This is a genomic window from Pseudomonas sp. Irchel 3A18 (assembly GCF_900187465.1).
GTDB classification, from domain to species: domain Bacteria; phylum Pseudomonadota; class Gammaproteobacteria; order Pseudomonadales; family Pseudomonadaceae; genus Aquipseudomonas; species Aquipseudomonas cichorii.
Genome location: NZ_FYDI01000006.1, coordinates 78,502 through 102,086, shown reverse-complemented (window position 1 = coordinate 102,086; position 23,585 = coordinate 78,502). Strand labels below are relative to the sequence as shown.

24 protein-coding genes are annotated in these 23,585 nt (G+C 59.0%); 14 read left to right on the top strand and 10 right to left on the bottom strand.

Annotated elements, in window-relative coordinates:
- The first annotated feature begins 50 nt into the window (after positions 1-50).
- The 5 genes from CKW23_RS13775 (at position 51) to tldD (ending at position 8,424) form a co-directional block, all read left to right on the top strand.
- A complete protein-coding gene (locus CKW23_RS13775; protein ID WP_025261794.1) occupies positions 51-650 on the top strand; it encodes a nucleoside triphosphate pyrophosphatase in 600 nt (199 codons plus the stop codon).
- Positions 647-2,104 carry a ribonuclease G gene (gene rng / locus CKW23_RS13770; protein WP_025261793.1) on the top strand — a complete coding sequence of 486 codons (1,458 nt, stop codon included), beginning with the start codon at positions 647-649 and terminating at the stop codon, positions 2,102-2,104. The genes CKW23_RS13775 and rng overlap by 4 nt, the downstream gene beginning before the upstream one ends.
- A 171-nt stretch (positions 2,105-2,275) precedes the next feature.
- Positions 2,276-6,091: a YhdP family protein gene (locus CKW23_RS13765; protein ID WP_095067728.1), complete on the top strand. Its 3,816-nt coding sequence runs from the start codon at positions 2,276-2,278 to the stop codon at positions 6,089-6,091.
- A 45-nt stretch (positions 6,092-6,136) separates the two neighbouring features.
- Positions 6,137-6,982, top strand: coding sequence for a carbon-nitrogen hydrolase family protein (locus CKW23_RS13760; RefSeq protein ID WP_095067727.1), 846 nt, complete (start codon positions 6,137-6,139; stop codon positions 6,980-6,982).
- 2 nt (positions 6,983-6,984) lie between these two features.
- Complete coding sequence (gene tldD / locus CKW23_RS13755; protein ID WP_025261790.1) at positions 6,985-8,424, top strand: metalloprotease TldD; 1,440 nt, start codon at positions 6,985-6,987, stop codon at positions 8,422-8,424.
- Positions 8,425-8,468: 44 nt separating this feature from the next.
- Here the strand turns inward: tldD and yjgA are convergent, their stop codons facing one another.
- Positions 8,469-8,990, bottom strand: a complete 522-nt coding sequence (gene yjgA / locus CKW23_RS13750) for a ribosome biogenesis factor YjgA (RefSeq protein ID WP_025261789.1) — start codon at positions 8,988-8,990, stop codon at positions 8,469-8,471.
- Between the two features lie 107 nt (positions 8,991-9,097).
- Here yjgA and pmbA point away from each other — a divergent pair, with 107 nt between their 5' ends.
- From pmbA to CKW23_RS13720, 6 genes are all read left to right on the top strand, one after another.
- Complete coding sequence (gene pmbA, locus CKW23_RS13745) at positions 9,098-10,444, top strand: metalloprotease PmbA (RefSeq protein ID WP_025261788.1); 1,347 nt, start codon at positions 9,098-9,100, stop codon at positions 10,442-10,444.
- A 173-nt stretch (positions 10,445-10,617) separates the two neighbouring features.
- On the top strand, positions 10,618-11,013 hold the full coding sequence (locus tag CKW23_RS13740; protein WP_025261787.1) for a hypothetical protein: 396 nt from the start codon (positions 10,618-10,620) through the stop codon (positions 11,011-11,013).
- Entirely contained in the window at positions 11,006-12,382 is a 1,377-nt protein-coding gene (locus CKW23_RS13735) for a lyase family protein (protein WP_025261786.1), read from the top strand. The genes CKW23_RS13740 and CKW23_RS13735 overlap by 8 nt, the downstream gene beginning before the upstream one ends.
- A 24-nt stretch (positions 12,383-12,406) precedes the next feature.
- The gene (locus CKW23_RS13730) at positions 12,407-12,868 is read left to right on the top strand and encodes a tetratricopeptide repeat protein (RefSeq protein ID WP_025261785.1); all 462 of its coding nucleotides are present in this window, start codon (positions 12,407-12,409) and stop codon (positions 12,866-12,868) included.
- Position 12,869: 1 nt separating this feature from the next.
- The gene (locus CKW23_RS13725) at positions 12,870-13,481 is read left to right on the top strand and encodes a superoxide dismutase (RefSeq protein ID WP_025261784.1); all 612 of its coding nucleotides are present in this window, start codon (positions 12,870-12,872) and stop codon (positions 13,479-13,481) included.
- Positions 13,482-13,508: 27 nt separating this feature from the next.
- A complete protein-coding gene (locus CKW23_RS13720; protein WP_025261783.1) occupies positions 13,509-14,396 on the top strand; it encodes a ZIP family metal transporter in 888 nt (295 codons plus the stop codon).
- 169 nt (positions 14,397-14,565) lie between these two features.
- Here the strand turns inward: CKW23_RS13720 and CKW23_RS13715 are convergent, their stop codons facing one another.
- From CKW23_RS13715 to CKW23_RS13675, 9 genes are all read right to left on the bottom strand, one after another.
- A complete protein-coding gene (locus tag CKW23_RS13715) occupies positions 14,566-14,838 on the bottom strand; it encodes an HPr family phosphocarrier protein (protein ID WP_025261782.1) in 273 nt (90 codons plus the stop codon).
- Between the two features lie 15 nt (positions 14,839-14,853).
- The gene (gene rapZ, locus CKW23_RS13710) at positions 14,854-15,711 is read right to left on the bottom strand and encodes an RNase adapter RapZ (protein ID WP_025261781.1); all 858 of its coding nucleotides are present in this window, start codon (positions 15,709-15,711) and stop codon (positions 14,854-14,856) included.
- Positions 15,712-15,713: 2 nt separating this feature from the next.
- Positions 15,714-16,178 (bottom strand): PTS IIA-like nitrogen regulatory protein PtsN, encoded by a 465-nt coding sequence (gene ptsN / locus CKW23_RS13705; protein WP_025261780.1) that lies wholly within the window; start codon positions 16,176-16,178, stop codon positions 15,714-15,716.
- An 11-nt stretch (positions 16,179-16,189) separates the two neighbouring features.
- On the bottom strand, positions 16,190-16,498 hold the full coding sequence (hpf, locus tag CKW23_RS13700) for a ribosome hibernation-promoting factor, HPF/YfiA family (RefSeq protein WP_025261779.1): 309 nt from the start codon (positions 16,496-16,498) through the stop codon (positions 16,190-16,192).
- A gap of 76 nt (positions 16,499-16,574) precedes the next feature.
- Entirely contained in the window at positions 16,575-18,068 is a 1,494-nt protein-coding gene (locus CKW23_RS13695) for an RNA polymerase factor sigma-54 (RefSeq protein ID WP_025261778.1), read from the bottom strand.
- 184 nt (positions 18,069-18,252) lie between these two features.
- A complete protein-coding gene (gene lptB, locus CKW23_RS13690) occupies positions 18,253-18,978 on the bottom strand; it encodes an LPS export ABC transporter ATP-binding protein (RefSeq protein ID WP_025261777.1) in 726 nt (241 codons plus the stop codon).
- Entirely contained in the window at positions 18,979-19,524 is a 546-nt protein-coding gene (gene lptA / locus CKW23_RS13685) for a lipopolysaccharide transport periplasmic protein LptA (RefSeq protein WP_025261776.1), read from the bottom strand.
- A complete protein-coding gene (gene lptC, locus CKW23_RS13680) occupies positions 19,511-20,083 on the bottom strand; it encodes an LPS export ABC transporter periplasmic protein LptC (RefSeq protein WP_025261775.1) in 573 nt (190 codons plus the stop codon). The genes lptA and lptC overlap by 14 nt, the downstream gene beginning before the upstream one ends.
- 129 nt (positions 20,084-20,212) lie before the next feature.
- Positions 20,213-21,187: a KpsF/GutQ family sugar-phosphate isomerase gene (locus CKW23_RS13675; RefSeq protein ID WP_025261774.1), complete on the bottom strand. Its 975-nt coding sequence runs from the start codon at positions 21,185-21,187 to the stop codon at positions 20,213-20,215.
- Between the two features lie 317 nt (positions 21,188-21,504).
- Here CKW23_RS13675 and CKW23_RS13670 point away from each other — a divergent pair, with 317 nt between their 5' ends.
- The 3 genes from CKW23_RS13670 to mlaD are packed head-to-tail and all read left to right on the top strand — an operon-like array spanning position 21,505 to position 23,578.
- A complete protein-coding gene (locus CKW23_RS13670; protein WP_025261773.1) occupies positions 21,505-22,314 on the top strand; it encodes an ATP-binding cassette domain-containing protein in 810 nt (269 codons plus the stop codon).
- Positions 22,314-23,111 (top strand): lipid asymmetry maintenance ABC transporter permease subunit MlaE, encoded by a 798-nt coding sequence (gene mlaE, locus CKW23_RS13665; RefSeq protein WP_025261772.1) that lies wholly within the window; start codon positions 22,314-22,316, stop codon positions 23,109-23,111. The genes CKW23_RS13670 and mlaE overlap by 1 nt, the downstream gene beginning before the upstream one ends.
- Complete coding sequence (gene mlaD / locus CKW23_RS13660; RefSeq protein WP_025261771.1) at positions 23,111-23,578, top strand: outer membrane lipid asymmetry maintenance protein MlaD; 468 nt, start codon at positions 23,111-23,113, stop codon at positions 23,576-23,578. The genes mlaE and mlaD overlap by 1 nt, the downstream gene beginning before the upstream one ends.
- Positions 23,579-23,585 lie beyond the last annotated feature (7 nt).

Here is a 23,585-nt window from a genome sequence, read left to right as displayed (position 1 = left end):
GCAGGACTGCGTCGTGCTGCGCTTATCGTCACAGACACGGAGATGTCCTTATGCCCTTGCTCTATCTGGCCTCTGGCTCACCGCGCCGGCGTGAACTGCTCACTCAGATCGGTGTGCCTTTCACTGCGCTCAGTGCGCAAATCGACGAAACCCCTCTGAACGATGAAGCCCCGACGGCCTATGTCGAGCGTCTGGCGCGTGGCAAGGCCGCGGCCGGTCTGGCCTTGCTGGGCGATGAAGACGCTTGCGTGCTGGGTGCCGATACCGCTGTGGTGCTTGATGGTCGCATTCTGGGCAAACCGGTGGATCAGTCCGATGCGCTGGCAATGCTGGCTGCTCTTTCCGGGCGTGAACATCAGGTACTGACCGCCATTGCGCTGGTCGATCGCCAGCGCAGCGAGGCTCGCATCGTGACCAGTCGCGTGCGCTTTCGCCCTGTCGAACCCCATGAAGCCCGGACCTACTGGGCCAGCGGCGAGCCTCAGGACAAGGCGGGCAGTTATGCTGTCCAAGGCCTTGCAGCGATTTTCGTCGAAGAGCTGCATGGCAGCTATTCTGGAGTCGTTGGGCTACCTCTGTGCGAAACCGCAGAACTGCTGGGCAGTTTCGGCATACCCTGTTGGCAATGCCTGGAAGGTGAAAAGCCATGAGTGAAGAGATTCTGATCAATATCACCCCGATGGAGTCGCGGGTGGCAGTGGTGGAAAACGGTGTCCTGCAGGAGGTCCATGTCGAGCGGACCCAGCGTCGCGGCATCGTCGGCAATATCTACAAAGGCAAGGTGGTGCGGGTGCTGCCCGGCATGCAGGCCGCGTTCATCGATATCGGTCTGGATCGTGCAGCCTTCATTCATGCGTCGGAAATCTCCATGCGTGAAGGCCCGGCAGTGGAAACCATCAGCTCCCTGGTCCATGAAGGCCAGAGTCTGGTCGTGCAGGTCACCAAGGACCCGATTGGCAGCAAGGGCGCACGCCTGACCACGCAATTGTCGATTCCGTCGCGCTATCTGGTGTACATGCCGCGCACGGCTCACGTGGGTATTTCCCTGAAGATCGAGGATGAAGGTGAGCGCGAGCGACTCAAGAAAGTCGTCAGCGATTGCGTGGCACTGGAAGGCATCAAGGAAGCAGGCGGCTTTATCCTGCGTACCGCCGCCGAAGGTGCGGGCGCCGACGAAATCCTTATGGACATCCGTTATCTGCGCAGGCTGTGGGACCAGATCGGCGAGCAGATCAAGACCATCAGTCCGCCCAACGTGATCTACGAGGATCTTGGCCTGGCGCTGCGCACACTGCGCGATCTGGTCAGCCCGCGTATCGAGAAGATCCGTATCGACTCCCGGGAAACCTTCCAGAAAACCACGCAGTTCGTGGCCGAGCTGATGCCGGAAATCGCCGACCGTCTGGAACATTACCCCGGTGAGCGTCCGATCTTTGATCTGTACGGTGTGGAAGACGAAATCCAGAAGGCGCTGGAGCGCAAGGTGCCGCTCAAGTCGGGTGGCTATCTGGTGGTCGACCCTGCCGAGGCCATGAGCACCATTGACGTCAACACCGGCGCGTTCGTCGGCCATCGCAATCTGGAAGAAACCATTTTCAAGACCAACCTGGAGGCCGCGACGGCCATTGCGCGGCAACTGCGTCTGCGCAATCTGGGTGGCATCATCATCATCGATTTTATCGATATGGAAGATGGCGAGCACCAGCGTCAGGTCCTGCGCACCCTGGAAAAACAGCTGGAGCGTGATCACGCCAAGACCAACATCATTGGCATCACCGAGCTTGGTCTGGTGCAGATGACCCGCAAGCGCACCCGTGAAAGTCTGGAGCAAGTATTGTGTGAGCCCTGCCACTGCTGTCAGGGACGCGGCAAGCTCAAGACGCCGGAAACCATCTGTTACGAGATTTTCCGCGAAATCCTGCGCGAAGCCCGGGCCTATCAGGCGGTGGGTTATCGGGTACTGGCCAACCAGCGCGTGGTTGACCGACTGCTTGATGAAGAGTCGGGCAATGTGGCGGAGCTGGAGAGCTTTATCGGACGCACCATTCGTTTTCAGGTAGAAACCATGTATTCACAGGAACAATATGACGTGGTGCTGCTCTGAAGTTGCTCGTATCGTGAAAGCGTGATGCCCACGACGACGAGCCGTACGCCCTTATAACGAGAATGATGCGTGGTAAATGAGCAAAACCTGTACCGGGCCGCACCTGCAGTACTAAACCGGGTTCATTTCAGCAACGCTGACTGCCGGGCTTTATTGCGGAGGGCTCTCTGAATGGAGCGTCTGTCCCGTTTCTTTTCTGCCCTGACTCGCTGGGGGCTGGGTCTTTGCGCGCTGGCGCTGATTCTGGCTGCCTTGTATGTAAGCCTCGGGCGTCAGTTGATGCCCATGGTCGCCGAGTACCGGGTCGACGTGGAGACTCGTGCCAGTGCAGCCCTTGGCATGCCGTTGAGCATTGGCAGTCTGGAAGGACGCTGGAGTGGGTTTTCTCCGGTGCTGGTTGCCCATGATGTGATGGTGGGCGAGGGCTCCAGTGCCTTGCGTCTTGATCAGGTCACGGTGTTGCCCGATATTCTGGGCAGCCTGAAAGCCCGGGATGTGCGTATCGCTCATCTTGAGGTCGGCGGCCTGCAGGTCATTTTCACGCAGGACAAGGACGGGGCCTGGGCAGTCCAGGGGCTGCCTGTTCAGGACAACGCCTCCCTCGACCCCGAGAAGCTGCTCAACCAGATGCAGGTTGTGTCGCGCCTGTCGCTGCTCGACAGCCAGGTGACACTGCAGCCTTTCGACGAATCGCCGCTGACCCTTACCTATGTCAACTTCACTCTGCTCACTGGCAGCTATCATCAGCGCCTCGATGCGCGCATGACCCTTCCGGACGGCCAACCGCTGAGCCTGAACCTGCGCTCGCGAATCCAGGCCAGCCAGTGGAAGGACGGCGAAGCCGATCTGTATCTGAGCCTGCCTCAGAGCGACTGGGCCAAGTGGCTGCCCAAGGCCCTGACCCGTGAATGGAAGGTTTCCACGCTCAAGACCGGTGGCGAGTTCTGGCTGAGCTGGGGCAAGGGGACTGTTCAACGTGGTGTCGCGCGTCTCAATGCACCACAGATCAAGACGGGTTATGCCGAGCGAAAGCCCGCAGTCATCGACAATCTGGCCCTCAATGCCTGGTTCCAGCGCAGCGATACAGGTTTTGACCTGACTCTGGATTCGCTGGCCATGAGTCTGGGCAAGGATCGCTGGGAAAGCCGTTTGAAGCTGACCCAGACGGTTGCCACCGATGGTCAGGAAGAACTCTGGCATGTGCAGGCCGACAGGCTGGATCTGACACCGGTCACGCCGCTGCTCGATTCCGTCGCGCCGCTGCCGGAAGGTTTTCGCACGGCGCTCAACAATCTCAAGGCTACCGGTGGGCTGCGCAATGTGCTGCTCGATTACCGGCCTCAGGCGGTGGGCGACAAGCGTCTGAGCTTTGCTGCCAATCTGGACAAGGTGGGTTTCAATGCCTATCACGGCGCTCCGGCAGCCGGAAACGTCAGTGGCGCCATCAGCGGCGATCTGGGGCAGGGCGAACTGCGTCTGGCCACCGATGACTTCATGCTGCATCTGGACCCGATCTTCAAGAATCCCTGGCATTACCTGAAAGCCAACGCACGCCTGACCTGGAAGCTGGATGATCAGGGCTTCACCCTCATCGCACCGTACATCAAGGTGCTGGGGGAGGAGGGCAAGATTGCCGCCGACTTCCTGATCCGTCTGCATTTCAACCACGATCAGGAAGACTACATGGACCTGCGGGTCGGCATGGTCGATGGCGATGGCCGCTATACCGGCAAGTACCTGCCAGCCGTGCTGAGCCCGGAACTGGACAAGTGGTTACGCACGGCGGTAGTGGGCGGTGCGGTCAACCAGGGCTATTTCCAGTATCAGGGTTCGCTTAACCATGGTTCGCCGGATACGGCCCGCGTCATCAGCCTGTTTTTCGATGTGCATGACGCCACTCTGGACTTCCAGCCGGGCTGGCCATCGCTCAAGGGCGTCGATGGTCAGGTCTATGTGGAAAACAGCGGCGTGAGGGTCAAGGCCAGTAAAGGGCAATTGCTCAATACCCAGGTCAGTAAAGTCGTGGTGAACATTCCCCACGCTCCGGCCGGGCAGCCGAGTCATCTGCTGGTGGATGGCGAGTTTGCCGGCACTGTGGCCGACGGCATGAAGATTCTCCAGGAAGCGCCCATCGGCACTGGCAGCACCTTTGCGGGCTGGCAGGGCGAAGGGCCGCTCAAGGGCAAGCTGAAGCTGGATATCCCGCTGGCCAAGGGAGTTGAACCCAAGGTCGCGGTGGATTTCAGTACTGAAGGCGCACGTTTGAAGATCGCCGATCCGGTGCTGGAGCTGACTCAGCTCAAAGGCGATTTCCGCTTCGACAGTGCCAAGGGTGTAAGCGGCAAGGGGATTCGTGCCCAAGTGTTTGATCGCCCGGTGACGGCCGAGGTCTTTGCCGAAGGCAAGCCTGGCGCCAACGTGACTCGTGTTGCTGGCAGCGGGCAGGTAGCACTGAAAAAGCTCACCGAATGGCTGGGCATTACTCAGCCGTTGCCGGTTTCAGGCGACTTGCCTTATCAACTGCAACTGACCCTCAACGAGGGCGACAGCTCGTTGCTCATCAATTCCGGGCTCAAAGGCGTGACGGTCGATCTGCCAGCACCGTTCGGCAAGGCCGCCGAAGAAGAGCGTGACAGTGAGTTTCACATGACGCTGCAGGGCGCCGAGCGGCGCTTTGATGCAGCTTATGGCGGGTTGGCGAATCTGGCTTTTGCCACGCCGGCTGGCAAGCTGGCCGAAGGGCGCGGAGAGCTGTTTCTGGGCCAGGGTAGCGCTGTGGTTCCCGATGCCAAGGGCTTGCGCATACGCGGCAACCTGTCGGAGCTGGACGTAGCGCCCTGGCAGGCCATTGCACAGCGCTATTCGGGTAACGATCCTGGCGGCAGTGCCAAGCAGTTGCTCAGTGGTGTGGACCTGCAGGTCGGCAAGCTGACGGCAATGGGCACGACTCTGGATCAGGTCCGGGTGCAGTTGCAGCGCAATGCCGCTGCCTGGGCGTTGTCTCTGGACAGCGCGCTGGTCAAGGGCTCGGCCACGTTGCCCGACAGCAAATCCGTACCCATTGGCATCGATCTGCTTTATGTGCGCTTGCCAGCTCCCGATCCAAACGCTGCCGTGGTCGAAAATCCGCCTGACCCACTGGCCGATGTTGATCCGGGCAAGATTCCCGCGACGGATATCAGGGTTGCCCAGTTGTTCCAGGGTGATCAATTGCTGGGGAGCTGGGCCTTGAAGATCAGGCCTTCGGCGACCGGTATTCGCCTGTCCGATATGAACCTTGAACTCAAGGGCATGCTGCTCAAGGGCGAAGGCAGTTGGGAAGGCGCGCCCGGCACGAGCAGCAGTTGGTTCAAGGGGCAGATCAGCGGCAACAATCTGGCTGACGTCCTCAAGGCCTGGGGCTTTGCGCCCACGGTCACCAGCGAAAGCTTCGAGATGGACGCCGATGGACGCTGGCCGGGTTCGCCTGCCTGGGTTGGGCTCAAGCGTTTCTCCGGTAGCCTGGACGCCACATTGCGTCAGGGCCAGTTCGTTGAAGTGGAAGGCGGCGCTCAGGCTTTGCGGGTGTTCGGCTTGCTGAACTTCAACTCCATTGGCCGTCGTCTGCGCCTGGACTTCTCCGACCTGCTGGGCAAAGGCCTGAGTTACGATCGGGTCAAAGGTTTGCTGGTGGCCAGTGACGGCGTTTACGTCACGCGCAAGCCCATTACCCTGACAGGGCCGTCGAGCAATCTTGAACTCAACGGCACGCTGGACATGGTGCGTGACCGGGTCGATGCCAAGCTGCTGGTGACCTTGCCGGTGACCAACAACCTGCCGATTGCCGCGCTGATTGTCGGTGCTCCGGCCATCGGTGGTGCGCTGTTTCTGGTGGACAAGTTGCTGGGCGATCGCGTTGCGCGTTTTGCCAGCGTGCAGTACAAGGTCGAAGGGCCATGGAAAGAACCGAAAATCACGTTCGACAAGCCTTTTGAAAAACCTCAATAGCGCGTCATGGAGTACAGTGGCGGCAGGCCATTTAAGGGAAGCGTCATGTCTTTTGCCGTGATTCAGATGGTCAGCCAGAGCGACGTGCAGGGCAATCTTGCCCAGGCCCGCAGGCTGTTGGAGCAAGCAGCCGAAAGCGGTGCGCGCCTTGCGGTGTTGCCCGAGAACTTTGCCGCCATGGGGCGTCGTGACGTTGCCGATATCGGCCGCGCCGAGGCCCGTGGACAAGGCCCGATCCTGCCATGGTTGAAACTGGCTGCCCGTGACCTCAAGTTATGGATTGTCGCCGGAACATTGCCACTGCCGCCCGATGACCAGCCGGAGGGCAAGGTCACGGCCTGCTCATTGCTGGTGGACGAGCAGGGCGAGCAGGTGGCCCGCTACGACAAGCTGCACCTGTTCGATGTCGACGTCGCGGACAATCGCGGTCGCTATCGTGAGTCCGATGACTATGCTCATGGGAACAACGTGGTGGTTGCCGACACCCCTGTGGGCCGTTTGGGCCTGAGTGTCTGTTACGACCTGCGCTTCCCGGAGCTTTACACCGCCCTGCGCGAAGCCGGGGCTGAATTGATTACCGCGCCGTCGGCCTTCACGGCAGTGACCGGCGCGGCGCATTGGGAAGTCCTGATCAGGGCACGCGCCATCGAAACCCAGTGTTATCTGCTGGCGGCCGCCCAGGGTGGGACTCATCCGGGGCCTCGGGAAACCTACGGGCACGCGGCAATTGTCGATCCATGGGGTCGCGTGCTGAGTCGGCAGGAACAGGGTGAAGCTGTGCTGCTGGCTGAACGGGACAATGAAGAACAGGCGTCCATACGGGCGCGGATGCCGGTGTCCAGTCACCGGCGCTTTTTTTCGCAGGACGCCGTGCGGCCTGCTTCGGAGTGAATATGAGTGGCTTGTCCTCTGTCAGCGAACATCTTCTGGCGCCCGGTGGCTTGACTCTGGATAGCCTGCAATCGGTTCTGGGCGAGCTGGCCGGCCCGGGAATCGATGCGGCTGACCTCTACTTTCAGGGGATGATCTCGGAGTCCTGGTCTCTTGAGGACGGCATCGTCAAGGAAGGCAGCTTCAACCTTGACCAGGGTGTCGGCGTGCGTGCGCAGTCGGGTGAGAAAACCGGTTTCGCCTACAGCAACGCGATCACTCTGGAAGCCTTGAACACGGCGGCCCGTGCCGCTCGCTCGATTTCCCGTGCAGGCCAGAATGGCCGGGTCCAGGCATTCACTTCTCAGGATGTGGCCCGGTTGTATGCACCGGATAACCCGCTGGAAGTGCTGACCCGTGCCGAGAAGGTCGAACTGCTCAAGAGCGTCGATGTTGCCACCCGTGCTCTGGACCCGCGTATCCAGAAGGTGTCGGTGAGCATGTCCGGCGTCTGGGAGCAGGTTCTGGTGGCTGCCGCCGATGGCACGCTCGCCTCCGATGTGCGGCCGCTGGTGCGTTTCAATGTCAGCGTCATCGTCGAGCAGAATGGTCGTCGCGAGCGCGGCGGTCATGGCGGCGGCGGACGTACCGACTACCGTTATTTTCTCGCTGAAGACCGAGCCATGGGCTACGCCCGCGAGGCGCTGCGTCAGGCACTGGTCAACCTTGAAGCGATTCCGGCACCGGCGGGCACCTTGCCTGTGGTGCTGGGTTCCGGCTGGTCCGGTGTACTGCTGCACGAAGCGGTCGGGCATGGCCTTGAGGGCGACTTCAACCGCAAGGGCAGTTCGGCCTATAGCGGCAGGATTGGCGAAAAGGTTGCTTCCAGCCTTTGCACCATCGTCGATGACGGAACGCTGGCCGGGCGTCGTGGCTCGCTGAGCGTGGATGACGAAGGCACGCCGACCGAATGCACAACCCTGATCGAGAATGGCATTCTCAAGGGCTACATGCAGGACAAGCTCAATGCGCGCCTGATGGGCGTCGCCCGCACGGGCAACGGTCGTCGCGAATCCTATGCACACCTGCCGATGCCACGCATGACCAACACCTACATGCTGGGCGGCGAGAGTGATCCACAGGAAATCATCGCTTCGGTGAAGAAAGGTATTTATTGCGCCAACCTGGGCGGTGGTCAGGTCGACATCACCAGCGGCAAGTTCGTGTTTTCCACCAGCGAAGCCTACCTGATCGAGGACGGCAAGATCACCGCTCCGGTCAAGGGGGCGACCCTGATCGGCAACGGGCCGGAAGCCATGAGCCGAGTGTCGATGGTCGGCAACGACATGTCCCTCGACAGCGGTGTGGGCGTGTGTGGCAAGGATGGCCAGTCAGTACCGGTGGGTGTTGGTCAGCCGACCCTGAAGATCGATGCGATCACGGTCGGTGGCACTGGCGGGTGAGGGTGTGACGGGGCTGACCCTTGCGATCAGCCCCAGGGTCGTGATCAACGCAGACCGCGTTGAATCTCGTCCAGATCACGGATGTATTTGAAGATTTTGCGGCTGGTGGCCGGCGGTTTGTTGCGTGCAACTTCGTGTTGAGCCTGACGGATCAATGAGCGCAGTTGCTGGCGGTCAGCGTCCGGGTAGTCGATGACGAACTTTTCCAGGTCGTCGTCGTTGCCCGAGATCAGGCGATCACGCCAGCGCTCCAGAGCGTGGAAGCGTTCGTTGTACTGGCGAGTGGAGGCATCGAGTTGGTCCAGCAATTCCAGAATGGCTTCCTGGTCCTGATCGCGCATCAGCTTGCCGATGAACTGGATGTGGCGCTTGCGGGCAATGTGCGCGGTGTGCTTCGGCGCATCCGCCAGAGCCTTGCGCAAGGCGTCGGTCAGAGGCAGCTTGGCCAGTACATCGGGTTTGAATGTCGTCAGTCGCTCGCCAAGATCAACCAGAGCATGCAGCTCGCGTTTTACCTGGCTTTTGCTTTTCTCCCCGTCGAGGGAGTCGTCGTAAGAATCAACCATGGGGGCCGTCCGCAAATAAACGCCGCCATGATAACCAGTCGAGGGCCGCTTGTCCGGTCCGGTCGGTATTCGGCGTGTGCCGAAAGCAGAATTTGATGGAGAAAATCATGAGTGCAACCCAAAGCGTCGGCCCTCAGGCCTTGCCCGAACTGCAGGAACAGGTCGAGCAGATCATTGCCGAAGCCAGGCGCCAGGGCGCCAGTGCCTGTGAAGTTGCCGTGTCGCTGGAGCAGGGGCTGTCGACATCCGTTCGTCAGCGCGAAGTGGAAACCGTAGAGTTCAACCGCGACCAGGGGTTTGGTATCACCTTGTACCTGGGTCAGCGCAAAGGCTCGGCCAGCACCTCGGCCAGTGGCGCAGACGCCATTCGCGAAACCGTGGCAGCAGCCTTGGCCATCGCCAAACATACTTCCGAGGACGAAAGCTCCGGCCTTGCCGATGCTGCGTTGATGGCCAGGGAGAACAAGGATTTCGATCTGTTCCATGCCTGGGACATCACCCCGGAGCAAGCCATCGAGCAGGCCTTGATCTGTGAAGCCGCAGCGTTTGACGCTGACAGCCGGATCAAGAACGCCGATGGCACCACGCTCAACGCCCATCAGGGTTGCCGGGTCTATGGCAACAGCAATGGTTTCATCGGTGGTTACGCTTCGACACGTCACAGCCTCAGTTGCGTGATGATCGCCGAAGGTGAAGGCCAGATGCAGCGTGATTACTGGTACGACGTCAACCGTATCGGCACTCTGCTTGCTGATCCCCAGAGCATTGGTCGCAAGGCTGCACAACGTGCTGCCAGTCGTCTGGGCGCGCGTCCTGTTCCGACCTGCGAGGTTCCGGTGCTGTTCTCGGCCGAGATGGCGGGCGGACTGTTCGGCAGCCTGTTGTCAGCCATTGCCGGTGGCAACCTGTACCGCAAGTCTTCCTTCCTTGAAGGCACTCTGGGGGAGCGGCTGTTCCCTGAGTGGCTGACCATCGATGAGCGTCCGCACCTGATGCGCGCCATGGGCAGTTCTGCTTTTGATGGTGATGGTCTGGCGACTTATGCCAAGCCGTTCGTGGAAAACGGTACGCTGGTTTCTTATGTCCTGAGCACTTATTCGGGCCGAAAACTGGGCTTGCCCAGCACGGCGAACGCCGGTGGCGTGCATAACCTGTTCGTCACTCATGGCAGCGAAGATCAGGCTGCACTGATCCGCCGCATGGGGCGCGGCCTGTTGGTCACCGAATTGATGGGCAGTGGCCTGAACATCGTGACCGGTGATTACTCCCGTGGCGCGGCGGGTTTCTGGGTCGAGAATGGCGAGATCCAGTTCCCGGTTCAGGAAGTGACCATTGCCGGCAATATGCGCGACATGTTCAAACAGATTGTCGCGATTGGCAGCGATCTTGAATTGCGCAGCAACATTCGCACAGGCTCGGTGCTGATTGAGCGCATGACTGTCGCGGGTAGCTAAATCTCCTCTTCGCGAATGAATTCGCTCCTGCAGTGGGAGCGAATTCATTCGCGAAAAACCATCCCTCAATTCCCCTTTCATATCCTCCTCTTTCGGTTCGCAAAAACTCCACACTTGTTTTGATTCTTAATCTCATTCAATAATGAATATCATTTCCGAAATGAGATGCGGTCATGGGGTCTGTGTTACACGAGCTGCCTTACCTGGAAAACTGGCGCGGTCTGAGTCTGCGGATTCGTTGTGCCCTTGAGCCTGATGAACCGCGCCTCATCGATCATTACCTGGCTGAAGGGCGCTATCTGGCGCGTTTCACGGCTACACCCCAGACGCTTATCGCCGAAACCACATTCCGCCTGTTGATGGACACCGCACGCGACACGGTCTTGCCGTGGCATTGGCGCTGCCTGTGTCTGGATCAGGCCTGGCGGCCGTTGCGCGACGTAAAGGCGCTGGCCTCCACACCCGCACGACAGCAACGCTGGGCAGCCTGTGCGCATCAACTGGCGTCCTGCGTTTTGCAGCCTTCGATTTCTCTCACTGAACTGGTGCAAGGACATTCCGATGAGTAATACCCGTATCGAACGCGACAGCATGGGCGAGCTGCAAGTCCCGGCCGAGGCCTTGTATGGCGCACAGACTCAGCGTGCGGTGGATAACTTTCCGATCAGCCAGCAGCGCATGCCCAGGCAGTTCATTCGTGCGCTGTTGCTGGCCAAGGCGGCAGCGGCTCAAGCCAACCTTGAGCTGGAGCAGATCAGCGAAGGGCAGAGCAAAGCCATCGTCAGCGCTGTAAAGGAGCTGCTGGCCGGTGATTTCATGACTCACTTCCCGGTGGATATCTACCAGACGGGTTCCGGCACCAGCACCAACATGAACGCCAACGAGGTGATTGCCACCCTGGCGACCCGCGTGCTGGGTGAGACGGTTAACGCGAACGATCACGTCAACTGTGGCCAGAGCAGCAACGACATCATTCCGACGACTATCCACGTCAGCGCTGCCCTGGCCTTGCACGAACAACTGTTGCCGGCCCTGAATCATCTGGTTCAGGTCACCGAGCACAAGGCTGTGCAGGTGCACGCTTTCGTCAAGACCGGCCGTACCCACTTGATGGATGCCATGCCGGTTCGCTTGAGCCAGGTCCTGAACGGCTGGGCGCAGCAGATTCGCGCCAATGTCGAACACCTGCAAGGGTTGCAGCCAAGCTTGCAGGCGCTGGCTCAAGGTGGCACAGCGGTCGGCACCGGCATCAACGCGCATCCTGAGTTTGCAAAGCGTTTCAGCACGCACCTGAGCGCTTTGAGTGGCGTGCAGTTCGAGCCCGGCAAGGATCTTTTTGCCCTGATCGGTTCCCAGGACACCGCCGTGGCGGTGTCCGGGCAGCTCAAGGCAACAGCGGTTTCCCTGATGAAAATCGCCAACGACTTGCGCTGGATGAACTCCGGCCCGCTGGCCGGCCTGGGTGAGATCGAGCTGCAAGCCTTGCAGCCTGGCTCGTCGATCATGCCGGGCAAGGTCAATCCGGTGATCCCGGAAGCGACCGCAATGGTTGCTGCGCAGGTCATCGGCAACGATGCGGCAATTACCGTGGCGGGGCAGTCCGGCAACTTCGAGTTGAATGTGATGCTGCCGATCATCGCCCAGAACCTGCTCAGTAGTATCGAATTACTGGCCAACTCCAGTCGTCTGTTGGCTGATAAGGCGATAGCCAGCTTCAAGGTCAACGAAGCTAAGCTCCAGGAAGCGTTGTCGCGTAATCCGATCCTGGTGACGGCGCTCAATCCGATCATCGGCTACCAGAAGGCCGCCGAAATCGCCAAGAAGGCGTACCAGCAAGGACGTCCGATCATCGATGTAGCCCTTGAGCACACCGATTTGCAGCGTAATCAGTTGGAAGTGCTGCTCAATCCCGAAAAACTCACTGCTGGCGGCATCTGATTCAAGCCCGCCTGGAGGTATGTCATGCAGCATTGGAAACGCACCATCGAACTGGCCAATCGCTGTTTCAATCAGGGTGAGTGGGTCGAGGCCCGCGAGCTTTACCTTCAGGCGCTGGCACTGGCTCAAGTGCTGTTTGAACGCTGGCCGGATGCCGATGAAGCGGTGGCGGCCTGTGTCATTTCCCATCACAACCTGGCCGATCTGCACCTGAGCCTGGGTCAGCCTGAGGAGAGCGCCGAGTACTTGTGCGCGATCCATCAACACCTGCTGCAAACCATGCAGGAACCGCGTCTGCCCAAGGCCCTGCGCGAAGCCGCGTTGCGCCACAGCAACAAGACCTATGCCGAACTGTTGGGCTTCATCGGCGAGCACGGCGAATACCCAAGAACGCATCGGTTGCTGAACAGCAACAACGAGCATACGCGCTCATCGTTGCAGCGAGATTCCGCCGCCACTCCTGGCCTTTTCTACGGAGCACATTGAAATGCCTTACACCTTGCCTGCACTGCCTTACGCCTACGATGCCCTGGAGCCGCACATCGATGCGCAAACCATGGAAATTCATTACACCAAACACCATCAGACCTACATCAACAACCTCAACGCCGCTGTCGAGGGCACCGAGTTCGCTGAGTGGCCAATCGAGAAACTGGTGGCCAGCGTTCAGCAATTGCCTGAAAAACTGCGCCCGGCGGTGATCAATCAAGGTGGCGGCCATGCCAACCACTCCCTGTTCTGGACCGTCATGGTTCCTGGCGGCGGTGGTCTTCCTCAAGGCGAGGTTGCCAAGGCTATCGATGAGCAACTGGGCGGTTTCGACAGCTTCAAGGACGCTTTCACCAAAGCGGCCCTGACCCGTTTCGGCAGTGGCTGGGCCTGGCTGAGCGTGACGCCCGAGAAAAAACTCGTGGTGGAAAGCAGTGGTAACCAGGACAGCCCGTTGATGAACGGCAACACACCGATCCTTGGCCTGGACGTCTGGGAACACGCTTACTACCTGCTCTACCAGAACCGTCGCCCCGAATACATCAACGCGTTCTACAACGTGGTCAACTGGGATGAGGTATCCCGGCGCTACCAGGCCGCTTTGGCCTGATTCTCCAATAAAGACCTAAGGCAGTTTATGCGTTCGGAAATACTTACAGTCAGCAGCGTGCGGTTGTTTCGTCTGGCGATCGGGACAGTTCTGCTGTTGGCCGGCATGGCATTGCTGGGCGCACAAGGGCTGGCCTGGCTCGACCTTGAGCCGCGCCTGATGCGGGCGCTGGAAGGCGGCGCGATCTGTGCTCTGGGCACGGCATTAGGGGCGGTTCCGGTACTGGTGATCCGTAACATGCCGATCATGGTGTCCGATGGGCTGCTCGGCTTCGGTGCTGGTGTCATGCTGGCAGCGACGGCGTTTTCCCTGATTGTGCCGGGGCTTGAAGCTGCCGAAGGTCTTGGTTTTTCTGCCTGGGGCGCGGGTGGCCTGATCAGCGCGGGCATCGTGCTGGGGGCCTTGTGCCTGTTCATGGTGGATTACAGTGTCTCCAGAGGTTCGCCGCTGGGTGGCACGCCCGGACATCCGGCGATTGCCCCGCGAATCTGGCTGTTCGTGATTGCCATCGTGGCTCACAACATCCCGGAAGGCATGGCGATTGGCGTTTCGGCGGGTGGTGGCCTGTCGGAGGCTGATAGCCTGGCCATCGGCATTGCCTTGCAGGACGTGCCTGAAGGGCTGGTGATCGCCATGGTGCTGGCAGGTGCTGGAATGTCGCGCGGCAAGGCGTTCCTGATTGGCGCGGCTTCTGGCCTCGTCGAACCGCTCTTTGCCCTGCTCGGTGCCTGGCTGGTGGGCATTGCCGAGCAACTGCTACCATTCGGCCTGGCCTTGGCGGCTGGTGCAATGCTGCTGGTGGTGACCCATGAAATCATCCCTGAGTCCCGCCTGAACGGGCATAACAAGATTGCCAGTTTGGGATTGATTGCAGGTTTTTGTTTGATGATGGTGATGGATACGGCGCTGGTTTGAGGGGCGACTCCTCAGTCAGTGCGTACATGTTATCGAGGTGGAGGGGCCTTGGCCGCGACGGCCTGTATACAGGCAACACATTTTTAGCATCTGAAAATGACTGTCGCGGCCAAGGCCCCACCACGAATTTTGCCCCAGCCTCTTAACTGCCAGGCATTAGCCAATCGCCTTACTCGCCTTCATCGAACTTGTTATTGATCAGTTCGACCAGTCCGTCCAGGGCATCCTGCTCGCCTTCGCCTTCGGTCAGCAGGTGAATATCCGTGCCTTTGCCGGCAGCCAGCATCATTACGGCCATGATGCTTTTGCCGTCGACCATGCTCTCCGGTGAGCGGCCAACCCTGATCTGGCAAGGAAACTTGCCTGCGACACCAACGAACTTGGCGGCTGCGCGGGCGTGCAGGCCCAGTTTGTTGATAATGGTGATTTGACGAGCGGGCATCGCAGTGAAAATCCTTCAGCTGAGGTCGCGGTGGCGGACCTGAACGTTCTTGAGTGATTGTTGCAGGACCTGACCCAGGCGCTCTGTCAGGTAGACGGAGCGGTGATGCCCGCCTGTGCAGCCAATGGCAATGGTGACGTACGAGCGGTTGCTGGCAGCAAAGCGAGGCAGCCATTTGTTGAGGTAGGAAAAAATGTCCTGGAACATCTCTTCGACATCAGGCTGGGCTGCCAGGTATTCGACAACGGGAGCATCGAGGCCCGAATGATCGCGCAGTTCAGGCTTCCAGTACGGATTGGGCAGGCAGCGCACATCGAATACGACGTCGGCGTCCACAGGCATGCCGCGCTTGAAACCGAACGACTCGATCAGGAAGGCGGTACCGGCTTCAGGCCTGTTCAGCAGGCGAAGCTTGAGGGTGTCGCGTAGTTGATAGAGGTTCAGGTGCGTGGTGTTGATCTTGAGATCTGCCAGATCGATGATTGGCCCCAGCAGAGTCGTTTCGTCGTGTATGGCTTCTGCCAGCGAACGATTCGCCGTGCTCAGCGGATGACGACGACGGGTTTCGGAGAAGCGTTTGAGCAGCGTCGCTTCGTCGGCGTCCAGGTAGAGCACGTCGCACTGGATATTGAGTGCACGAAGTTCGGCGAGGATCTGCGGGAAACGCGTCAGGTGGCTCGGGAGATTGCGTGCATCGATGGACACTGCCAGCAGAGGCTCTGCCAGCTCGCTGTTCATCAGCGCACGCTCTGCCAGTTCCGGAAGGAGGCCGGCAGGAACGTTGTCTACGCAATAGAAACCGTTGTCTTCCAGCACATTCAGCGCTGTGCTCTTGCCAGAACCCGAACGACCACTCACGACGATCAGGCGCATGCTCAATGTCCGTTCTGTACGTCCAGTACCACTTGATAAAGCGTTTCACCGCTTTCGGCACTGCGTAGGCGGTCACGCACTTCAGTGCGGTCAAGCATGCTGGCTATCTGGCGCAGCAGCTCCAGGTGTTCATCGGTGGCCGCTTCCGGGACGAGCAGGACAAATAGCAGGTCGACCGGGGCACCATCGATGGCGTCGAAATCGATAGGCGATTCCAGGCGCATGACTGCGCTCACAGGTGTTTCACAGCCTGCAAGGCGGCAATGGGGGATGGCAATGCCGTTGCCAAAACCGGTAGATCCCAGTTTTTCGCGGGCAACAAGGCTTTCAAACACACTTTGCTGGTCCATGCTCGGTACTTCTCGACCGATCAGGTTGGCAATTTGTTCGAGTACACGTTTTTTACTGCCGCCCGACACGTTCACGCATGAACGGCCGGGGGTCAGGATGTTTTCAAGTCGGATCATTGGGATGAGTGTCAGCGAGCTGTCGCACCTTTAAGGATGTTCTGCTGCTTCTCCTTATGCTTGAGCAATTGTCTGTCGAGCTTATCAGTGAGAAGGTCGATGGCCGCGTACATGTCGTCATGTTCGGCGTTGGCTACGACCTCTCCACCATGGATGTGCAGTGTGGCTTCGATCTTCTGCTTGAGCTTCTCGACCGCCAGGGTGACCTGCACGTTAGTAATCTTGTCAAAATGCCCTTCGAGCTTCTTGAGCTTGAGCTCAACGTATTCGCGAAGGGGCTTGGTCACTTCCAGTTGGTGTCCACTGATATTGACTTGCATACAGCTTTCTCCTTTGCCAGTGCATAAAGAAGCAGGAGTTCATTCCTGCCGCTGGAACGCTGTGGCTCTGCCTGCATCACATCAGTCGCTTGCGTTCACTCGAAGGTGCAATTCCGAGCGACTCGCGGTACTTGGCTACTGTGCGACGGGCTACTTGAATGCCTTGTGCCTCCAGTAAACCAGCGATCTTGCTATCACTCAACGGCTTTTTCTGATTTTCCGCTGCAACCAGTTTCTTGATGATTGCGCGGATGGCCGTCGAAGAGCATTCCCCACCTTCGGAGGTGCTGACGTGGCTGGAAAAGAAGTATTTCAGCTCGTAAATACCCCTTGGGGTATGCATGAACTTCTGGGTGGTCACGCGGGAAATCGTAGACTCGTGCATGCCCACCGCTTCGGCGATGTCGTGCAGGACGAGCGGCTTCATGGCTTCGTCGCCATACTCGAGAAAACCGCGCTGATGTTCGACGATCTGGGTGGCAACCTTCATCAGGGTTTCGTTGCGGCTCTGCAGGCTCTTGATGAACCAGCGGGCCTCCTGCAACTGATTGCGCATGAAGGTGTTGTCAGCGCTGGTGTCGGCCCGGCGCACAAAACCGGCATATTGCGGGTTGACCCGCAGGCGTGGCACGGATTCCTGATTCAGCTCCACCAGCCAGCGTTCGTTGTCCTTGCGCACGATCACATCGGGCACGACATATTCGGCTTCGGTGGATTCGATCTGCGAGCCGGGGCGCGGGTTGAGGCTCTGGACCAGTTCGATGACCTGGCGCAGTTCGTCTTCCTTGAGCTTCATGCGCCGCATGAGCTGGGTGTAGTCGCGACTGCCCAGCAGGTCGATATAGTCGGTGACCAGGCGCTGGGCTTCGCTCAGCCAGCGGGTCTTGGCCGGTAGCTGGCGCAATTGCAGCAGCAGGCATTCGCTCAGGTTGCGGGCGCCGATACCGGCAGGCTCGAATTGCTGGATACGGTGCAGAACGGCTTCGATCTCGTCGAGTTCGATATCCAGTTCGGGATCGAAGGCTTCGACGATTTCTTCGAGGGTTTCGTCGAGATAGCCCTGGTTATTGATGCAGTCGATCAGGGTGACGGCAATCAGCCGGTCCTTGTCGGACATCGGCGCCACGTTCAATTGCCACAGCAGATGGCTCTGCAGGCTTTCGCCCGCGGACGTGCGGGTGGTGAAGTCCCATTCGTCGTCATCGTTGCTGGGCAGGCTGCTGGCGCTGGTCTGGTAGACATCTTCCCAGGCGGTATCGACGGGCAATTCGTTTGGAATGCGCTCGTTCCATTCGCCCTCTTCCAGATTGTCCACAGTGGGTGCGGATTCCTGATAGCTGGGCTCCTGGATCTCGGTATTGGGCTTTTGCTCAATGTTGTCGGCCAGAGGGTCGGAGTTGTCGAAGTCCTCGCCTTCCTCCTGGCGTTCCAGCATAGGATTGGATTCCAGTGCTTCCTGAATCTCTTGCTGGAGGTCCAGGGTCGATAACTGGAGCAAGCGGATAGCCTGTTGCAGCTGCGGTGTCATCGTCAGCTGCTGGCCCATTCTCAAGACTAGCGATGGTTTCATGGCAGGGGCTAAACACCTTATTCGCCGGCGCACATGCGCCATCCACTACAGGGCGCCGAAGCGCCAGCTTAAGCAAGTTATATGCCTGAATCTGAAGTGTTTGCCTAGAGCATCATGACAAAAAATGCATTGTCAACAGGATGCTTAGGCAAAGCTCGCATCAAGAGAGCTCACACAGGATCGACTACAGGCGGAACTCGTGGCCGAGGTAGACCTCTTTCACCAGTTGGTTGGCCAGAATGGTTTCCGAGTCGCCTTCGGCAATCAATTGCCCGTCGTTCACGATGTAGGCGGTTTCGCAGATATCCAGGGTTTCGCGCACGTTGTGATCGGTGATCAGCACGCCGATGCCCTTGGCTTTGAGGTGATGAATGATTTGTTTGATATCGCCCACCGAGATGGGGTCTACGCCTGCGAAAGGCTCGTCGAGCAGGATGAACTTGGGTGCGGTGGCCAGTGCCCGGGCAATTTCCACGCGGCGGCGCTCACCACCCGAAAGGCTCATGCCCAGGTTGTCGCGGATGTGGGTAATGTGGAATTCCTGAAGCAGGCTTTCCAGCTCCTTGCGACGAGCGGCTGAGTCGAGTTCCTTGCGGGTTTCGAGGATGGCCATGATGTTGTCGGCTACGGACAGCTTGCGGAAGATCGAGGCTTCCTGAGGCAGATAGCCAATACCTGCGCGGGCGCGGCCGTGCATCGGCTGGTGGCTGACATCGAGGTCATCAATCAGGACGCGGCCCTGATCGGCCTGTACCAGACCGACGATCATGTAGAAGCAGGTCGTCTTGCCGGCGCCGTTGGGGCCGAGCAAGCCTACGATCTGACCGCTGTCGATGGACAGGCTTACGTCGCGTACGACCTGACGACTCTTGTAGCTTTTAGCCAGGTGCTGGGCTTTAAGCGTCGCCATTTACTGGGCCTTCTGCTGTTCGGTTTTCTTTTTAGGCTGGATGACCATGTCGATCCGTGGGCGCGGTGCAGTCACTTTGGCGCCGCCATTGGCTCGGCCTGCGGTGACGACCTGCTTCACGGTGTCATAGACGATCTTCTCGCCTTCGGAGGTGTTGCCATCGTTGATGACCTTGGCCTTGTCGATCAGTACGATGCGATCCTGTGCCGCGTAATACTGGATGGTGACGCCATAGGCCTGCACGATCGGCTTGTCTACCGAGGGTTTCTGCTCGTAATAGGCCAGGTTGCCGACGGAGGTGAATACGTCGACTTCGCCCTGTGCGTTACGAGTGATGGTCACGGTATTACCGGTGATCTTCATCGAACCCTGAGTGATGATCACGTTGCCCTTGTAGGTGGCAACGCCTTTCTTGTCATCGAGCTGCGCATCGTCAGACTGGATGTGAATCGGCTGATCGCGGTCGGTTGGCAGGGACCAGGCGCTCGCGCTTCCCAGTGCTGCGCCCAGGCCGAGCAAAAAAGGAAGAGTTTTAACGAGACTCATACTGTCCTCTTACGTTGGACAGCAGGTCCATCCTGCCGTCGTTCAAATACGCTTTCATTCCCTTGGCTGTCGTTACACCGCCAGCGGCGTCGATTCTAACCACTTGCTCGGTCTGCGCATATTGCTTCTGTGGGAATACGGTCATACGACTGCTGGTAATGATAGTCGTACGCTGCTTTTCATCGGTACGTGCAACACGTACGGAGTCGATCAGTTCAACTTCGGTGCCGCCCGGCGAAACTTCGCCACGCTCGCTCTGTACGTGCCACGGGAACAGGGTGCCGCGGTACATGTGCAGGTCGGGTTTGGTCAGCAGGGTGATGTCCGTTGCCTTGACGTGTTCGACCTTGTCGGCAGTCATGTCGTATTGCATCTTGCCGTCGGGCAGGTACTGCACGCTATGGGCATTGATGGCGTAATAGTCGATGGCGGTGTCGTCGGTGGCGGCGACAGGCTGATCCATGAAGCTTTCCGGGCTGATGTTCCAGTAGCCGACTGCAGCAAGCAGCAGTGCCAGCACCCCGAAAGTCAGAATCGTGCGTATTTTCTTACTGAACATAGAAAAGGCTTCCATAAGGGCGCATGGCGGGCTGCTTCAATGTTGCCTGGCGCGCAGGCGACAAGTCTGGCAGATCGTTGCCCCGGCAGGTGATTTGTTCCTGATTCATAAAGAGCAGAAGAGTCGCCATTACATGACACCCGCTCGCAGCAGGTCCTGCAGGTTGAAGGCGCCGGTCGGGCGGTCATCGGCGTCGACGACGATCAGCGCGCCGATCTTGTGATCTTCCATGATTTTCAGGGCTTCGGCGGCGAGCATCTCTGCGCGGGCCGTCTTGCCATGAAGGGTCATGACTTCATCTATAGTGGTTTCGCGAATGTCGATCGGGCGATCCAGGGTGCGGCGCAGGTCGCCGTCGGTGAAGATCCCGGCCAGCTTGCCGTCGGCGTCGACGATTGCGGTCATGCCCAGGCCCTTGCGGGTCATTTCCAGCAGTGCATCGCGTAGCGGGGTGCCGCGCTGAACCTTGGGCAGGGCGTCGCCAGTGTGCATGATGTTCTCGACTTTGAGCAGCAGGCGTCGGCCCAGTGCGCCGCCGGGGTGCGAGAACGCGAAATCTTCTGCGGTAAAGCCGCGCGCCTCGAGCAAGGCAACAGCCAGGGCGTCGCCCATGACCAGGGCGGCGGTAGTCGAAGACGTGGGTGCCAGGTTCAGCGGGCAGGCTTCGTGTTCCACCTGGACGTTGAGGTTGACGTCGGCCGCCTTGGCCATGACTGAGGCCGGGTTGCCCGTCAGGCTGATCATCTTGATGCCCAGACGCTTGATCAGTGGCAGCAGGGTAACGATTTCATTGGTCGTGCCGGAGTTGGACAGGGCCAGAATGATGTCGTCGCGGGTAATCATGCCCATGTCGCCATGGCTGGCTTCGGCGGGATGCACGAAATAAGAGGTCGTGCCGGTGCTGGCCAGGGTCGCGGCGATCTTTCTGCCGATGTGTCCGGACTTGCCCATGCCGACCACTACGACGCGTCCCTTGCTGGCCAGAATCATTTCGCACGCGCGCACGAAATCGGCATCGAGATGGCCGAGCAAGCCTTGTATGGCTTCCATTTCGAGGCGGATGGTTCGTTGCGCGGATTGAGTCAGGTCGCTGGATCGGGTCATATCTTGAATTAGTCGGCTTGCTGAAAGGCGGCGATTATAGCGGTAATGTACGATTCCCTCACGTCTGATCGTCATGGAGTTGTATCTGGAGTGGCTTGTTCAGCCTTTCGGGGTTATTGCAAGGGCTGTTCTCAGGTTTATTTCAGCATGCACAGGGTGTCTGCAAGGTGCTGTGGGGTATCTAACAAACAGGTTCTCTTCTTGGGTGGCGTGCTGCTGCGGTGATATAGTGCGCGGCTTGTTCGGCTGGCCCGTGCTGTCTGTGTCTCGCGAGAGCCAGGCAGGAGAAGGGAGAAGCTGTATCGCAAGGAGTTTAGATGAGCGCCGATGACGCCTACGCGGTCGATTTGAAAGGAGTGTCCTTCAAACGCGGCACGCGCAGCATATTCACTGATGTCGATATTCGTATTCCCAAGGGGAAGGTCACCGGGATCATGGGGCCGTCCGGCTGTGGCAAGACGACCTTGCTTCGGCTCATGGGAGCGCAATTGCGGCCAAGTTCGGGCGAGGTCTGGGTCAATGGCCAGAACCTGCCCGAGCTGTCACGCAGCGACCTGTTCGATGCGCGCAAGAACATGGGGGTCCTGTTCCAGAGCGGCGCCTTGTTCACCGATCTCGATGTTTTCGAGAACGTCGCCTTTCCCTTGCGCGTTCACACCCAGTTGCCGGAAGAGATGATCCGCGACATTGTCCTGCTCAAGTTGCAGGCAGTGGGCTTGCGCGGCGCGCTCGAGCTGATGCCCGACGAGTTGTCCGGTGGCATGAAGCGTCGTGTGGCGCTTGCCCGTGCTATCGCTCTCGATCCGCAGATTCTCATGTACGACGAACCCTTTGTCGGGCAGGACCCGATAGCCATGGGGGTTCTGGTGCGTCTGATCCGCTTGCTCAACGATGCGCTGGGGATCACCAGTATCGTGGTGTCTCATGATCTTTCCGAGACAGCAAGTATCGCGGACTACCTTTACGTCGTCGGAGACGGACAGGTGTTGGGGCAGGGTACGCCGCAGGAACTGATGTCCTCGGATAATCCGCGCATTCGTCAGTTCATGACCGGCGAGCCGGATGGCCCCGTTCCGTTTCACTATCCGGCACCGGATTTTCGTGAAGATCTTTTGGGGAAGCGCTGATGCGCAATAAGTCATTGCTGGACCGTATTCGCCTGTTCGGGCGTTCGGCCATTGATACCGTTGCAGTGCTGGGGCGATCCGGCATCTTTCTGGGCCATGCCTTGCTGGGGCGTGGCGGGATCGGCGGCGGTTTTTCGCTGTTGATCAAGCAGTTGTACTCGGTGGGCGTGATGTCTCTGGTCATCATCGTCGTGTCGGGCATTTTCATCGGCATGGTACTGGCCCTTCAGGGTTTCAGTATCCTGGCCAGATACGGTTCGGAGCAGGCCGTGGGCCAGATGGTCGCATTGACCCTGCTGCGCGAGTTGGGCCCCGTGGTGACAGCGCTGCTGTTTGCCGGGCGTGCCGGTTCCGCACTGACGGCGGAAATCGGCAACATGAAGTCCACCGAGCAGTTGTCCAGCCTTGAAATGATCGGTGTCGACCCTCTCAAGTACATCATTGCACCACGCCTGTGGGCCGGGTTCATTTCCCTGCCGCTGCTGGCGATCATTTTCAGTGTGGTCGGAATCTGGGGCGGCTCGTGGGTCGCAATCGACTGGCTGGGTGTCTATGAAGGCTCCTTCTGGTCGAACATGCAGAGTAGCGTTTCCTTCACCAGTGATGTGCTCAATGGTGTTATCAAAAGTGTCGTCTTTGCCTTCGTGGTGACCTGGATCGCTGTTTTCCAGGGCTATGACTGTGAACCTACTTCCGAAGGGATCAGCCGCGCCACGACCAAAACGGTTGTATATGCCTCACTGGCAGTGTTGGGCCTCGACTTTATTCTGACCGCCTTGATGTTTGGAGATTTCTGATGCAAAACCGTGCAATCGAAACCGGTGTCGGCCTGTTCCTGCTGGCCGGGATACTGGCTTTGCTATTGCTCGCCCTGCGTGTCAGCGGCTTGAGCGCCAGTGCGACCAATGACAGTTATAAACTTTACGCATACTTCGACAATATCGCCGGTTTGACTGTCAGAGCCAAGGTGAGCATGGCGGGTGTGCCGATCGGCCGGGTAACGGCAATCGATCTGGATCGTGACACCTTTACCGGTCGTGTAACGCTGGAGATCCAGAAAAAGGTGGATAACCTGCCTTCTGACTCCACCGCTTCGATCCTGACTTCCGGCTTGCTCGGTGAAAAATACATTGGTATCAGCGTGGGCGGTGACCAGTCCCTGCTCAAGGACGGCAGCACGATCCATGACACGCAGTCATCGCTTGTGCTGGAAGACCTGATCGGGAAATTCCTGCTCAATACCGTGAGTAAAGAAGCCAAATGAGGAGCTT

Coding starts and splice junctions, on each gene's coding strand:
- tldD (WP_025261790.1), top strand. CDS start 6,985: ATGAGTGGCTTGTCCTCTGTCAGCGAACATCTTCTGGCGCCCGGTGGC.
- CKW23_RS13735 (WP_025261786.1), top strand. CDS start 11,006: ATGAGTAATACCCGTATCGAACGCGACAGCATGGGCGAGCTGCAAGTC.
- hpf (WP_025261779.1), bottom strand. CDS start 16,498: ATGCAAGTCAATATCAGTGGACACCAACTGGAAGTGACCAAGCCCCTT.
- CKW23_RS13775 (WP_025261794.1), top strand. CDS start 51: ATGCCCTTGCTCTATCTGGCCTCTGGCTCACCGCGCCGGCGTGAACTG.
- pmbA (WP_025261788.1), top strand. CDS start 9,098: ATGAGTGCAACCCAAAGCGTCGGCCCTCAGGCCTTGCCCGAACTGCAG.
- CKW23_RS13715 (WP_025261782.1), bottom strand. CDS start 14,838: ATGCCCGCTCGTCAAATCACCATTATCAACAAACTGGGCCTGCACGCC.
- ptsN (WP_025261780.1), bottom strand. CDS start 16,178: ATGATCCGACTTGAAAACATCCTGACCCCCGGCCGTTCATGCGTGAAC.
- CKW23_RS13740 (WP_025261787.1), top strand. CDS start 10,618: ATGGGGTCTGTGTTACACGAGCTGCCTTACCTGGAAAACTGGCGCGGT.
- CKW23_RS13670 (WP_025261773.1), top strand. CDS start 21,505: ATGAGCGCCGATGACGCCTACGCGGTCGATTTGAAAGGAGTGTCCTTC.
- CKW23_RS13765 (WP_095067728.1), top strand. CDS start 2,276: ATGGAGCGTCTGTCCCGTTTCTTTTCTGCCCTGACTCGCTGGGGGCTG.
- rapZ (WP_025261781.1), bottom strand. CDS start 15,711: ATGCGCCTGATCGTCGTGAGTGGTCGTTCGGGTTCTGGCAAGAGCACA.
- lptA (WP_025261776.1), bottom strand. CDS start 19,524: ATGAGTCTCGTTAAAACTCTTCCTTTTTTGCTCGGCCTGGGCGCAGCA.
- lptB (WP_025261777.1), bottom strand. CDS start 18,978: ATGGCGACGCTTAAAGCCCAGCACCTGGCTAAAAGCTACAAGAGTCGT.
- CKW23_RS13760 (WP_095067727.1), top strand. CDS start 6,137: ATGTCTTTTGCCGTGATTCAGATGGTCAGCCAGAGCGACGTGCAGGGC.
- CKW23_RS13730 (WP_025261785.1), top strand. CDS start 12,407: ATGCAGCATTGGAAACGCACCATCGAACTGGCCAATCGCTGTTTCAAT.
- mlaE (WP_025261772.1), top strand. CDS start 22,314: ATGCGCAATAAGTCATTGCTGGACCGTATTCGCCTGTTCGGGCGTTCG.
- rng (WP_025261793.1), top strand. CDS start 647: ATGAGTGAAGAGATTCTGATCAATATCACCCCGATGGAGTCGCGGGTG.
- CKW23_RS13695 (WP_025261778.1), bottom strand. CDS start 18,068: ATGAAACCATCGCTAGTCTTGAGAATGGGCCAGCAGCTGACGATGACA.
- lptC (WP_025261775.1), bottom strand. CDS start 20,083: ATGTTCAGTAAGAAAATACGCACGATTCTGACTTTCGGGGTGCTGGCA.
- mlaD (WP_025261771.1), top strand. CDS start 23,111: ATGCAAAACCGTGCAATCGAAACCGGTGTCGGCCTGTTCCTGCTGGCC.
- CKW23_RS13675 (WP_025261774.1), bottom strand. CDS start 21,187: ATGACCCGATCCAGCGACCTGACTCAATCCGCGCAACGAACCATCCGC.
- yjgA (WP_025261789.1), bottom strand. CDS start 8,990: ATGGTTGATTCTTACGACGACTCCCTCGACGGGGAGAAAAGCAAAAGC.
- CKW23_RS13720 (WP_025261783.1), top strand. CDS start 13,509: ATGCGTTCGGAAATACTTACAGTCAGCAGCGTGCGGTTGTTTCGTCTG.
- CKW23_RS13725 (WP_025261784.1), top strand. CDS start 12,870: ATGCCTTACACCTTGCCTGCACTGCCTTACGCCTACGATGCCCTGGAG.